Genomic DNA, 13,473 nt, shown 5'->3' with positions numbered 1-13,473 from the left:
CATGATCAGGACGCCGCTGCTGACCACCGCCTCGCTCGCCTTCTTTGTCTTTGGGGGCGGGGCCTGGGCGGCGGACGGTGCGATCAACGCCTTTCCCGCCGCCTATTTCGCGGCGGCTCAACCCTACTCGGCGCTCGACATGATCGCGCGCCTGCCGGGCTTTTCCTTCGAGGGCGGCGACCGCGAGGTGCGCGGCCTCGCCGGCGCGGGCGGAAACGTCCTGATCGACGGCAAGCCGCCGACCGGCAAGCAGGAGAGCCTCGAGGCGATCCTGCGCCGAATACCTGCGACGTCGGTGGAGCGGATCGAGCTGATCCGCCCTGGCGCGCCAGGCGTCGACATGCAGGGGCGGGGGCTGCTGGCCAATGTGGTGCGGGTGCGCGCGGCCGTGAGCCAGGGGCGTATGGAGGCCGCGACAGCGGTGGCGCGCGGCGGGCTGATCGCCCCCGGCCTGGCCGCGGAGATGTCACGGCGCTCGCCGGGCCAGTTGCTGGAGCTCTCGGCCAAGGCGGGACGCGAGTATGATCCCGAGAAGGGACGCGGGCCGCGAGTCCGCCGAGGTCCTGGCGGAGACCTGCTGGAACAGGCGATCTACCGGGAGGACCAGGCCATCGACACGGCTGTCGCCGCAGCTGGCTACGAGCGGGGGCTCGCCGGCGGCAAGTTGCGCCTGGACGCCTCGGCGCGGCGCGAGCGCACCGCCGCCGACATCCTGGACGTATCAACGCTTCCGACCGCTGGTCAGGAGGTGGTGGACGAGCGCGAAACTCTGACCGAGTTCGAGGTCGGGGGCCGCTACGATCGCCAGCTGGGTGACCGCTGGCGCGTCGACCTGCTGGCCCTGCATCACCAGGCCCGCGTGCGGGGCGGGGATACGGCGTGGGAAGGCGCGGACGTCACCGCCACTCGCGTCGCCTCCGACGCCAGCGAAACCATCGCGCGCGGGACCCTGCGCCGTCAGGCTGGGGCGACGACCTTGGAGTTGGGCGCGGAGGCGGCGGTCAACATTCTCGACAGCCACAGCGGCCTTGAGGAGAACGGCGCGCCGGTATTCCTGCCCGCGGCCAATGTCAGGATCGAGGAGCAGCGGGGGGAGGTCTTCGCCACCGCGACCTGGCGGCTCGCCTCGACCTTGACGGCCGAAGCCGGCTCACGCTTCGAGGTCTCGCGGCTGACCCAGACTGGCGACAGCCAAATGGAGAAATCGTTTCACTACCTCAAGCCGCGCGGGCTGCTGACCTGGAGCCCCGGCGCCTCCGATCAGCTCCGGCTGGAGGTCGAGCGCCAGGTCGGGCAGTTGGATTTCGAAGATTTCGTCAGCTCCACCTCGCTGACCTCGAACCTGGTCTCGGCCGGCAACGCCGATCTCGAGCCGGACAAGACTTGGCGCGTGGCGGCGACCTGGGAGCGGCGGCTTGCGCATGACGCCGTCGTGGTGATGACCTTGCGGCGCGACTGGATCGCGGACGTCATCGACCGAACGCCGGTGGCCGGACCGGGCTTCATCTTCGACGCCCCGGGCAACATCGGTGATGGCGAGCGGACGGAATTCGAACTCGGCGCGACCCTGCCGCTCGACGCGTTGAAAATCCCGGGCGGGTTGCTCAAGACCGCCGCGATCTGGCGGCGCAGCCGGGTGACCGACCCCACCACCGGCCTGGAGCGCGTGATCTCCGGGGAGGCGCCTTTCGAGGGCGCGATCCACTTCACCCAGGACCTGCCGGCCCATCGGGTCCGTTGGGGCGTGGACGTGGTGATCGGGGAGAAGAGCTATGAGTACCGGTTCAACGAGGTCCGGCGGGACGAGAACCATACGCGCTACGGCCTGTTCGCCGAGTACCGCCCGGCGCCCGCCTGGAACATCCGGATCCATGCCGACAACGTCGCCAGCGGCAAGGCTGAGCGGCGGCGGGAGCAATACGCCGGACCGCGCGGCGCCGCGGGGCTCAAGCGGATCGAAACCCGGAGCCTCGACTTCGGCCCATCGGCGGGGATCACCGTCCAGAGATCCTTCGGCCGTTGAGGCGCGGCGCCCTGATCAGCCGTGGCGAGCTGCGCGCTAGGTTCCGGCACGGTGACCTGGCCGAGGTCGACGTCCGCGCCGCGAGATCGCTGGAGGCCGATCTCTCCGGCGAGAGGTCCCCGCACCCAAGCGGGGTGGCTTGGACGCGCTTGCCGAGCTATCTCCCTCAAATGGCACGAAACAAGCAAAGCCCCGAATTTGAGATCGAGGTCGACGGAGAGCCCTTTGTCTGGCGGCTTCACCGCCAGCCCCAGTGGTCCAGCGACACCGCGGAGTTTCGCGGCATGGCGCTCGCCGCGCGTCACAAGGAAGGGCAGCGCGAAGCCGTGATGGAGTTCCCGGTGGGGCCCCAGCGCAAGTTCGGTACGCCGCAATTGCAGCCCGCGTTGATCGACCCCGAGCTTGTGGCGAGAGCCATCGCGTCGGCCATCGCGGTGGGATGGGACCCGCTGTCCCGCGGCAAGACGGTCACCATCGTCGTCGACGAGAACGGCGGCTGACGCCTTGAGCGGTCTTTAGGCGGCAAGCATCGCCTTGGCCGCGACCGCCTTCAGTCGCAGGTCGGGGAGCTCGCTGAACACCAGACCCGTGGCGCCGAAATATTCGGCTTGGTTCGACGCGCACCAGTCCGTCGTGACGATGCGCGCGAGCTTGCCGGCCGCGGGGGTGAGCGTCTGGGCGTAGAGGAAATCGCCGTTCCGCTGGTCGAGCGGCATCGGGCGGTCCTGGTTCGCCCGCTCTAGGAACCGAGCGAGCTGGTCGCGGGGGACCTCGGCGACCATCAACTTGCCCTCGAAACGCACGACGGCGTCGAAGGTGAAGCGCGACAACGGCCCTGCGGGCAGGCCCGTGCCCAGCGTGGTGTGCCCGATGAAACCGGCCTCGGCGCCGCTCGCCCGTGCCATCGCTCCGGCGACCGCGCGTCCGGTCTCGCCCAGCGATAGGGCGCGTGCGGACATGCCCAGGGTCGCCCGCTCCTGTTCCGTCACGTCCTGCGCCAGAACGTCCGAGATCAGCGCTGCGAGGCGCGGTGAAGAGGGGGCGTCCAGCGCGACCGGGCGCGAGACGGCGTCGCCTGGCCCGGCCGCTCGCAGGGGCGCGGCGGTGTAGGCGTTGCTCCACGAGCCGGTGTGCACATAGAGGCTGGCGCCTTGGCGATGCTGGAACAGCAGGTGGTTGTGCCCGCCGACCATCAGCGCGCCGCCCGGCAGCAGGGGGAGGATTTCTCGATCGGCCGCCACGCCCGCATGGCTCATGACCATCGCCAGGTCGGCGCCGGCCAGGGCCTTGGCGAGGTTCGCCCGGGCCCATTCGCCGGGCGCGGGGATGGTCAGGTTCGGGCGGCTGGCGGCCGGATAGGTGTTCAGCGAATTCGTCGCGACCCCGACCACCCGCAGGCTTCGGGCGCCCAAGGGCAGGACGGCCGTGGCCGGCGCGTACGGCGCGCCGGTCCGGGCGTCGATGATGGTGCTGACGACCGTGATCCCCAGACCGCGCAGGCGGGCCACGACCTCGGCCAGGTCCGGGGTGATGTCGTTGTCGTGGTTGCCGAGATTGAAGACCGTCGGCGCGATCTTCGGCAGCTCGCCCAGGAACGCCCAATCGATGGCGCCGCCTGATCGCACCGCCGCGACATTGCCGTGCTCGAACGTATCGCCATTGACGGCGATGACATGCGGAACGGGCTGGGCGGCGACCTCGGCCTCCAGGGCGGCGAGCAACTGGCCCGTCCGCTCATAGGCCGAGTGCAGGTCCGACATGGCGAGCACCCGCCCGATGATCGGTGAGGCGAATCCGGTCAGGAGCGGGCTGGCGGCGATCGCGGCCAGACCTTTGAGGGCCTGTCGGCGATCGGTGGGGGCGAGGAGCTGAGGCACAGCGCGCCTGATTTCACCATTCCGGAGCGCAGGCAATGGCGCAGCGAGGCGGCGCAATGCGTGATTGTGGTCACGTAGTCAAAAATTCACGAACTGAACGCCGTTTTGTGTTGGCGCTCAGCAGCGCCACAACGTAGGGCGGCCCCAAATCTACTCCTCGGGGAATATTCAAATGTCTCGTCGTCTCGGCGTGCTGGCCTGCTCTGTGAGCGGTCTGGCTCTTCTTGTCTCCACGCCTGTCCTGGCGCAGTCGGCGGCCCCGTCGGACGCGGCCTTCACTGTCGAAGACGTTGTCGTCACGGCCCAGCGCCGCAGCGAGAACATTCGCGACGTGCCGTTCGCCGTGACCGCGGTGAACCAAGAGACCATGGCCGAGGTGGCCGCTGGCGGCGGCGACATCCTGTCGATGTCGGCTCGCGTGCCCAGCCTCCAGGTCGAAAGCTCCAACGGCCGCTACGCCCCGCGCTTCTACATCCGCGGCCTTGGCAATGTGGATTTCGACTTCAACGCCTCGCAGCCGGTCTCCGTCGTGCTCGACGACGTCGTGCTCGAGAACGTCTTCCTGAAGGGCTTCCCGCTCTTCGACGTCCAGCAGTTGGAAGTGCTGCGCGGCCCGCAGGGCACGCTGTTTGGCCGCAACACTCCGGCCGGCGTGGTCAAGATCGACACCGTCAAGCCGTCGCACGACTTCAACGCCTTCGGCTCGCTCGCCTACGGCAACCTGGGCTCGGTCCGCGCCGAGACCGGCGTGACCATGCCGCTCACCGAGACCTTGCAGGTGCGGGTGTCGGGCCTGTGGAACCATCGGGCCGACTGGGTCGACAACGCCTACAACGCGTCCTTCGCCGATCCGGACGGCGATGACCTGGGCAACTTCGACGACGTCGCCGGGCGGATCCACATCGCCTGGGCGCCGACGGACCATCTGTCGGCCCTGCTGACCCTGCAGGCCCGCGACTACGAAGGCACGGGCACGATGAACCGGGCCAACGTCCTGACCAAGGGCTCCAACAAGCTGAACGCCAACTTCGACCGTGACACGGTCCATTACGACGGCGGTCGCAACAATTTCCAGAAGCAGAACACCACGTCGCAGTCGCTGCAGGTCGCCTATGACTTTGGACCGGCGACCCTGACCGGCGTGGTCGGCTCGTACCAGGGTTCGTCCTCCGGCGATGGCGACATCGACGGCGGCGTGGCTTCGGCCCCGGCCGGCACGTCCTACAAGACGCCGTTCAACTCCGAGACCGGCACCCTCGACAGCGACCTGCTGCAGAACACCTACGAACTGCGCCTGTCCTCGAACGGCGACGGACCCCTGGGCTGGCAGGTCGGCGCCTTCTATTGGGACGAACGCTTCAACCTGATCTCGGCGACGTTCAACGGCACGGGCGGCGTGCTGCCGACCATTATCACCGACATCGTCCAGCGCTCGGAATCCTGGTCGGTGTTCGGCCAGGGCCACTATCAGGTCACCGACGCCCTGAAGCTGACGGGCGGCCTGCGCTACACCGACGACAGCCGGAACTTCCGCGGTCAGCGGGTGCTCGGCCCGGCGCTGGATGTGACCAAGAAGGTCGGCGACGAACAGGTGAGCTGGGACGTCAGCGCCCTCTATGAGGTCAACGACGAGCTGAACCTCTTCGCCCGCGTGGCCAAGGGTTATCGCGGCCCCTCGATTCAGGGCCGGATCGCCACCTCCAACTTCGTGACCACCGCCGACTCCGAAACGGTCATGTCCTACGAGGCCGGCCTGAAGTCGCGCCTGTGGGAGGGCCGCGCTCGCCTTAACGCCACGGCCTACTTCTATGAGGTGTCGGATCCGCAGTTCACGGCGATCGGCGGCGAGGGCAACTTCAACCAGCTGATCAACGCCGACAAGGGCGAAGGCTACGGCGTCGAGATCGACGGCGACGTCTATCTGGGCGCGGGCTTCAACCTGGCCGGCGGCTTCGCCTGGAACCACACCGAGATCAAGGACAGCGACCTGCTGGTGGCCTTCTGCGGCGCGGGCTGCACCGTGACCGATCCGATCGTCAATGTCGGCACGACGCGTCGCGCCAACATCAACGGCAACCCGTTCCCGCAGGCGCCGGAATACACCGCCAACGTCACGCTGAACTACGTGCACGCGCTCGAGAACGGCTCGGAGGTCTTCGCCTCGACCGACTGGGTCATGCAGAAGAACTTCAACCTGTTCCTCTATGAGTCGGTTGAGTTCATGCAGGACACGGCCTTCGAAGGCGGCGTCCGCGCCGGCTGGCGTAACCAGGGCCACGGCCTGGAAGCGGCGGTCTATGTGCGCAACGTCACCGACGAGACGAACGTCATCGGCGCGATCGACTTCAACAACCTGACGGCCTTCGTCAACGAGCCGCGCACCTACGGCGTCCAGCTCACGAAGCGCTTCTAACTTCGTCGAGACCCGGTGGAGCTCCATCAGCTTCACCGGGTCAAGCCGCCTACCAGGCCGCTGCTGACGCGGCGGCGGCCCTAGCCGGCGCTGGGCTCCTCGGGGAGCTCAAGCGCGGCCGCCCCTTCATTCGTAGCATCGACCGAGGACAACGTTGATGGCAACGTTGTCATGGCTGGCGCCTGTGCGCTAAGGCTGGTGATGGGCGAGGCGCGTGGTGGTCTCGGCGGGAGAAGACGCGATGACCAATGCGACGCGGCGATCGGTGGTGAGCGGCGCTGGCGCCCTGGCCCTGGCGAGTTTGGCCAGAAGCGCGCGGTCGGCGCAGGGGGCACGGCCCAACATCCTCTGGCTGGTCAGCGAGGACAACAATCCGTTCATCGGCGCCTATGGCGAGCCGCTGACCCATACCCCGACACTGGACGCCTTGGCGCGGCGCGGAATCCGCTATGACCGGGCCTATAGCAACGCGCCAGTCTGCGCGCCCTCGCGGTTCGCCATCCTGACCGGCGTCTATCCGGAGGCGGCGGGGCCGGCGCACCACATGCGGGCCAGGGCCAAGGTCGCGGGCCTGTTGCAGACCTATCCGGAGCTGATGCGGCAGGCCGGCTACTACTGCACCAACAGCAGCAAGACCGACTACAACTGCGACATTGATCCGGCGGCGATCTGGGATGCGACCGGCGCCAAGGCTCACTGGCGTGGCCGCTCGGCGGGCCAGCCGTTCATGGCGGTCTTCAACCATGAGACCACGCACGAGTCGCGGATCTTCGCCGCCGTCTCAGGGCGGGTGAAGCCCGAACAGGTGCGGGTCCCGGGCTACCTCCCCGACACGCCGGACATTCGCCGCGACATCGCCAGCTACCGCAACCTGATGGAGGTGATGGACGGCCAGATCGCCGCCCGGCTGGCCGAGCTGGAGGCCGACGGGCTCAGCGACGACACCATCGTCTTCTACTACTCCGACAACGGCGGGGTGCTGCCGCGCAGCAAGCGCTACTGCTATGAGGAAGGGCTTCGCTGTGGGCTCATCGTCAGCCTGCCCGAACGCTTCGCGCACCTGGCGCCCAAGGCCGCGGGCGGCGTCGAAGAGCGCCCGGTCAGCTTCATCGACCTGGCGCCGACCGTCCTGGCGCTCGGCGGCGTCGCCGCGCCGGCCCAGATGCAGGGCCGCGCGTTCCTCGGCCCGAAGGCCTCGCCGCAGACCTATGCGTTCGGCATGCGCAACCGGATGGACGAGCGCTACGACATGATCCGCACGGTGTCGGACGGGCGCTTCCGCTACATCCGCAACTACATGCCCAATCGGCCGCTTGGGCAGCATGTCGGCTTCGAGTGGTTGGCCAAGGGCTATCAGGACTGGGAACGGCGCTATCGGGCGGGCGAGCTCACCGTCGACCAGGCCCGCTTCTTCGGCCCGAAGGCGTTCGAGGAACTGTACGACCTCGAGGCCGATCCAGATCAGCTGCGGAACCTTGCGGCGGCTCCGGATCAATGCGGCCGGCTGCGGCGCCTGAGCGCGGCCCTGGATCGCCACATGCTGGCGATCAACGACAACGGCTTCATCCCCGAGGGTGCGGCGCCGGAAGGCTATCTGCAGAGCCGGGCGCAGGGGCCCCATCCGCTGAAAGAGCTGATGGTCCTGGCCGCGGCGGCAGGGCGCCAGGATGTGCGCAACCTGCCGCTGTTCCAGGGCAAGCTGACGGATTCCAACGCGCTGGTCCGCTTCTGGGCCGCGCAGGGATTGCTGATGCTGGGCGGCGCGGCGAGTCCCGCCCAGGAGGATCTGCGGCGCGCGATGGCCGGCGATACCTCGCCCTATGTGCGGGTGGTCGCGGCCGAGGCGCTGGCGGGACTGGGCCAGGCGCCGTCGGCGGTCGAGGCCCTGGCGGGCCTGACCAGCGGAGCCCAGGCGACGCCGGTTCAGCTCATGGCGCTGAACGCCCTGACCTTTGTGGGCGACGAGGCGAAGGCGGCGCTGCCGGTGATCGAGCAGGCCGCCCTAAGCAAGGATCAGTATGTCCGCAGCGCCGGCCGCTATTTGGCGGCGGTCCTGCGCGGCGAGTACCGGCCCGACTACCGGGTGTTCGAGACCGCCGTGGCCGGCCTCGGATAGGGGGCGAAGCGCACGGTCTTGGCCTCGCGGTTGTAGAGGATCATGGCCGGGCCGCGCGGCTCGACGGTTTCCTTGGGCAGCAGGGCGTGCATCTGGGCGACGGTGGCGGCGTGTTTGGGGTCGCCCGCCAGGTTGCGCAGCTCTCCGGGATCGGCCGCCAGATCATAGAGCGAGGCGCCGACGCGGCCCGCTTCCCACTCGGTGTAGCGCCAACGCTGGGTGCGGACGCTGCGGCCGCCCTGGACCTGGGAATAGGCCGGGCGCGCCCAATCGGCGCGCGGAGCGGCGAGCAGGGGCGTCAGGCTGACGCCTTGCAGATCACTCCTCGCCGGCAGCCCGGCCAGCTCCACCAGGGTCGGGTAGATGTCGAGCAGTTCGACGGGGCGCGGGGAGGCCGCGCCGTTCCCGCGAGCCCCCGGCGCGCGAAGGATCAGCGGCGTGCGCACCGACTGTTCCCAGAGGGTGTTCTTCTGCCACTGGCCATGTTCGCCCAGCTGGTAACCGTGGTCGCTCATGAACACGACGATGGTGTTGTCCTTCAGGCCAAGCCGGTCGAGCGCGTCGAGGATCTGGCCGACCTGGGCGTCCATGAACGTGGCCGAGGCGTAGTAGGCCTGCATCATCTTGCGCCGCTCGGCTTCCGAGGTCCCAAGGTGGGGCGGCCAGATGTTCGAGGTCATGATCGGCTCGACCGGAGCTGTTTCCGGCGGCGTCTGCTCCAGCCGGATCGTGTCTAAGGGATAGAGGTCGAAATAGGCCTTCGGCGCCACGTCCGGCACGTGCGGGCGATAGAAGCCGGCGGCGATGAAGAACGGGCTGTCCTTGTGCTTCTCCAGCATTTTGACAGCCTCGGCGGCGATGATCCCGTCGGTCTGTTCGGCGTCCTTGCCCTCATCCTCGAGATAGGCCCAGGCGGCGCCGAACGGGATGCCGGGCGTCATGTTCACCAGCCTTCCGGCGACCTCGGCCTCCTTGTCGCGGCCGCGCGGATTGACGACCTCGGTCCAGGACGGGACGTCGTCGGGCCCGCCGGTTCCGATGTCGTTGGGAACGCCCTGGTGGAAGATCTTCCCGACCCGGCCGGCGAAGTAGCCTTGCTGGCGGAAGTACTGGGGCAGGGTCACGACGTCGGGCAGCGCGACCCTGAAATTGGTCTTCAGATCGAAGACGCGGGTGTCGTTGGGCCGGCGGCTGGTCAGGAACGAGGCGCGGCTCTGCGCGCATTGGGGAAACTGAGTGTAGGCGCGCTCGAACAGGACGCCCTCACGCGCCAGCCGGTCGAGATTGGGGGTCTTCACCTCGGGAAAGCCGTAGCCGCCAAATCGGGCGCCGAGGTCATCGCTCATGATCAGCAGCACGTTCATCGGGCGCTGTGCGGCCGGCGCCGTCTTGGCGGCGGGCGTCGACGGTTGGGCGACGGCGAGGCTCGGCACGGCCCCCAGAACCATGGCGGCCGCCAGGGCGACGAGCGACGTCTGGGCGGCGTGGCGGAAGGTGGACGGCATGGAACTCCCCTGGCGTGGGACGCTGCGATCGTCGCGCTCTCATGGCTTGACATCGATTACATCAACGGTGAATAGACAACGTTGTCAAGAACGGCCGCGACGCAGACGGCGTCAACGGCCGCGCAACATCCTCAAGGGGGGAACGCCGTGGACCAGGATCTCTCGAACCATCTAGTGCGCGGCCGCTTGGCCGCATTATTGGCCGGCGCGGCGTTGAGCGCCCTGGCCTCCGGGGCCTCGGCCCAGGCGCCCGCCGAGAATCTGGTGGAGGAGGTGCTGGTCACCGCCCAGAAGCGGACCGAGCGCCTGATCGACGTGCCGGTGGCGGTCTCGGCGGTTAGCGGCGATACGCTGAGCGCCAAGAACATCACCGACACCGCTTCGCTGGTGCGGACCGTGCCGTCGCTGACCTTCCAGCAGGCGGGGACCGCCAACAGCTCCTTCCGCATTCGCGGCATCGGCACCTCGCTGTTCGGGCAGGGCGTGGAGCCGTCGGTTTCCTTCGTCGTCGACGGCGTCGTGCTGGCGCGGCCGGCGCAGAGCCTGACCGACTTCGCCGACCTGGAGCGGATCGAGGTGCTGCGCGGCCCGCAGGGCACGCTGTTCGGCAAGAACGCCACCGCCGGCGTCGTGCAGATGATCACGGCCAGGCCGCGTCATGAGTTCGGCGGCAGCGCCGACGTGACGGCCGCCTCGCACGAAGAGTACCGGGTGAAGGGCAGCGTCACCGGCCCGATCACCGACACTCTCGCGGGCCGGATCTCGGCCTATTACAACAACATCGGCGGCTACGTCAGCAATGTGCGGACCGGCGTCGATGAGGGCGGATACGAGAGCTTCGGCGTGCGCGCCAAGCTGGAGTGGGATCCGACCGAGCAGCTGAATCTACTGCTGACGACGGATTACCGGATGTTCGTCGGGACCGTCGGGCGGCCGATCATGGTCTCGACCCCCAATCCAAACCTCGCCCAGCTCATCGGTCCCATCGTGGCCTCGCCGAGCAACCGGTCCATCGGCACCGATGTGGAGACCTTGTCCAAGACCAACCAGGCGATGGTGTCGCTGGAGGCGAACTACGACCTGGGCTGGGGCACGCTGACGGCGCTGAGCGCCTACCAGCAATATAACGAGCACGGTCAGGTCGACGTCGACGGCCTCTACACCCCCCAGCCGATCTATCTGGGGCCGCAGCCCAGCAACACCAGCTCGCGGTTCAGCATCAATGACGGCCCGATCGACATCGGCAACTTCAGCCAGGAGATCCGGATCGCGAACAATCCGGGCCAGCGACTGACCTATGTGGCCGGCCTCTACTATTCCGACGTCCTGATCCATCGTGATTTCAAGCGGGCGATCGACACCTGCACCGGAGCCGGGCTGGTGCTCGGCCAGCCCTGCGCGACCTACGTCACCCGGTCCGGCTATCACAACGCCAAGCTGAAGAGCGAGCACATCTCGGGCTTCGGTCAGGCCGAGTTCGAACTGGTCGAGAACCTGAAGCTGATCGCCGGCGCGCGCCTGCAACGCGAAGAGGTGACGGTGATCGGCAACCGGCCCGGCCTGCCGCTCAAGCCCGGCGACCTGAACCTGCAAGGCCCGACCGGCACTTGGTCGGTCGGCACGCGCACCCGCGACGACACCGCGATGACCGGCAAGGTTGGCCTGCAATACCGGTTCAGCCCCGACCTGCAGACCTACGCGACCTATTCGCGGGGCTACAAGGGACTCGGCATGAGCACCGAGCTGACCGACGATTTCGTCAATGGTCCGCCGGTACTGCCTGAGCACGTCAACGCCTACGAGGTCGGCCTGAAGGGGCGGCTTCCAGAGGCGGGATTGAGCTTCAGCCTGGCGGTCTACTACGCCAAATACACGGACCTGCAGATCCAGGCGAACCGCTCCGACCCGACGACAGGGGTGATCCAGTACGTGCAGACCAACGCCGGATCATCGACCACCAAGGGCTTCGAGCTGGAAGGCGAATGGCGTCCGAGCCAGAACTTCTCGATCACCGGTTCGGCGACCTACACCAACGCCTCGATCGATGTGGACGGCCTGAACTGCCCGATGCAGGTCCAGCTGAACGCGCCGGTGCTGACCGGGAATTTCCCGACCAACAGCTGCTATCGCGCGCGGTCGCCCAACGCGGCCGGCGTGCTGGTCACCTCCAGCCCGATCCAGGACATCCGTAACGGCAGTCTGCCCAGCACGCCGGAGTGGCGCCTGAGTCTCTCGCCCCGCTACGAGCGTGAGATCGGCTCGAGCGACTGGTCGGGCTTCGTGCAGGTCGACGTGAATTACCAGTCCAAGCAGCAGTTCGCGGTTGAGCAAGATCCGCTGCTGACTCAGGACGCCTATACGCTGGTGAACCTGAGCCTCGGCGCGCGCAACGTGGTCAGCGGCCTGAGCGCCAGCCTGTTCGTGCGCAACCTGCTGGATGAGACCTACTTCACCAACATGGCCCACGTCGGGACCTTGGGCAGTCCGCAGTTCCCGAACGACGTGACCGCGTACATCCCGCGTGACGCCGGGCGCCTCTACGGCGTGACGCTGGGCATGAAGTTCTAGGCTTTCCCTGACTGGCGGGCTCCTCCTTGGCGGGGAGCCCGTCTTCTTTCGGCGCTAGGCGCGGACGACGCAGCGGAAGCCGATGTGGCTGGTGGAGCTGTCGATCGTTTGCGGATGACGCGCGGCGGGCCGGTAGCGCTGGCAGTAGGATTCCGCGCAGAGGTGCGAGCCGCCCTTGATGACCTTCCGCGGGATCATGATCTCCGGCATGGCGGGGTCGTAGCTCTTCTCCATCACGCCGCCCTTCGGGTTCGAGGGCGCGCAGCAGGGACTGGCGGGGGCAAGGTCGCCTGCGTCGGCGTACCAGTCGCTCGTCCATTCCCAGACATTGCCGATCATGTCGGACAGGCCATAGCCGTTGGGCGGGTAGGTCCCGACCGGCGAGGTGCGCTCCCAGCCATCCAGCTTGAGGTTTTGCGACGGGAACTCGCCCTGCCAGTAGTTGGCGAGCATGGCCCCGCCGGGCGCGAGTTCATCGCCCCAGGCGAACTCGCCGGCCTGACCGCCGCGGGCGGCGAACTCCCATTCAGCCTCGGTCGGCAGCGACTTGCCCGCCCATTCGGCGTAGGCGGCCGCGTCCTCGTAGGCGACGTGGACCACCGGGTGGTTGTCGAGCGCCATCGGGCCCGGCCGGCCCAGCGGGCGGCGCCAGAAGGCGCCGAACTTGAACTCCCACCACTGGCCGGCGTCGCCCAGCCAGACCGGGCCGGACGTGGGCTGGAAGACCAGGGAGCCGGCCTTGGCCATCTCCGGCGGCATGCCCGGATAGTCCTTCGGGTCTGGGGCGATCTCGGCGAGCGTGCGGTGGCCGGTGGCGGTGACGAAGGCGGCGAACTGGCGATTGGTCACCGGCGTTTCGTCGATCCAGAAGGGATCGACCTGGGCGCGGCGGGTCGGGCGCTCCTCGGGATAGAAACGGTCCGAGCCCATGACGAACTCGCCGCCGTCCAGCTGGCGCATGCCTCTTAGCG

General features: G+C 68.1%; 8 protein-coding genes. 5 read left to right on the top strand and 3 right to left on the bottom strand.

The window, feature by feature from the left end; all coding sequences use genetic code 11:
• Position 1: 1 nt before the first annotated feature.
• Together ASE02_RS00185 and ASE02_RS00180 are read left to right on the top strand one after the other, a co-directional pair.
• Entirely contained in the window at positions 2 to 2,023 is a 2,022-nt protein-coding gene (locus ASE02_RS00185; protein WP_056729990.1) for a TonB-dependent siderophore receptor, read from the top strand.
• A gap of 149 nt (positions 2,024 to 2,172) precedes the next feature.
• The gene (locus ASE02_RS00180; RefSeq protein ID WP_235536540.1) at positions 2,173 to 2,523 is read left to right on the top strand and encodes a hypothetical protein; all 351 of its coding nucleotides are present in this window, start codon (positions 2,173 to 2,175) and stop codon (positions 2,521 to 2,523) included.
• 15 nt (positions 2,524 to 2,538) lie between these two features.
• On the opposite strand, the gene ASE02_RS00175 is transcribed toward ASE02_RS00180, so the two are convergent.
• Positions 2,539 to 3,900, bottom strand: coding sequence for a metallophosphoesterase (locus ASE02_RS00175; protein ID WP_056729988.1), 1,362 nt, complete (start codon positions 3,898 to 3,900; stop codon positions 2,539 to 2,541).
• A gap of 172 nt (positions 3,901 to 4,072) precedes the next feature.
• Between ASE02_RS00175 and ASE02_RS00170 the strand changes: the two genes are divergently transcribed.
• Complete coding sequence (locus tag ASE02_RS00170) at positions 4,073 to 6,313, top strand: TonB-dependent receptor (RefSeq protein WP_056729986.1); 2,241 nt, start codon at positions 4,073 to 4,075, stop codon at positions 6,311 to 6,313.
• A 241-nt stretch (positions 6,314 to 6,554) separates the two neighbouring features.
• On the top strand, positions 6,555 to 8,429 hold the full coding sequence (locus tag ASE02_RS00165; RefSeq protein WP_056729984.1) for a sulfatase: 1,875 nt from the start codon (positions 6,555 to 6,557) through the stop codon (positions 8,427 to 8,429).
• On the opposite strand, the gene ASE02_RS00160 is transcribed toward ASE02_RS00165, so the two are convergent.
• Positions 8,390 to 9,934, bottom strand: a complete 1,545-nt coding sequence (locus tag ASE02_RS00160) for a sulfatase (protein ID WP_082601780.1) — start codon at positions 9,932 to 9,934, stop codon at positions 8,390 to 8,392. The genes ASE02_RS00165 and ASE02_RS00160 overlap by 40 nt on opposite strands.
• Positions 9,935 to 10,081: 147 nt before the next feature.
• Here ASE02_RS00160 and ASE02_RS00155 point away from each other — a divergent pair, with 147 nt between their 5' ends.
• Complete coding sequence (locus tag ASE02_RS00155) at positions 10,082 to 12,502, top strand: TonB-dependent receptor (RefSeq protein WP_162257116.1); 2,421 nt, start codon at positions 10,082 to 10,084, stop codon at positions 12,500 to 12,502.
• 54 nt (positions 12,503 to 12,556) lie between these two features.
• Here ASE02_RS00155 and ASE02_RS00150 read toward each other — a convergent pair whose 3' ends face one another.
• Entirely contained in the window at positions 12,557 to 13,462 is a 906-nt protein-coding gene (locus ASE02_RS00150) for a formylglycine-generating enzyme family protein (RefSeq protein ID WP_056729980.1), read from the bottom strand.
• Positions 13,463 to 13,473 lie beyond the last annotated feature (11 nt).

The sequence above is a fragment of the Phenylobacterium sp. Root700 genome (assembly GCF_001429025.1).
Taxonomy (GTDB): Bacteria; Pseudomonadota; Alphaproteobacteria; order Caulobacterales; family Caulobacteraceae; genus Phenylobacterium.
The sequence above is the reverse complement of the archived record's forward strand: the minus strand, read 5'-3'. Positions and strand labels throughout refer to the sequence as shown.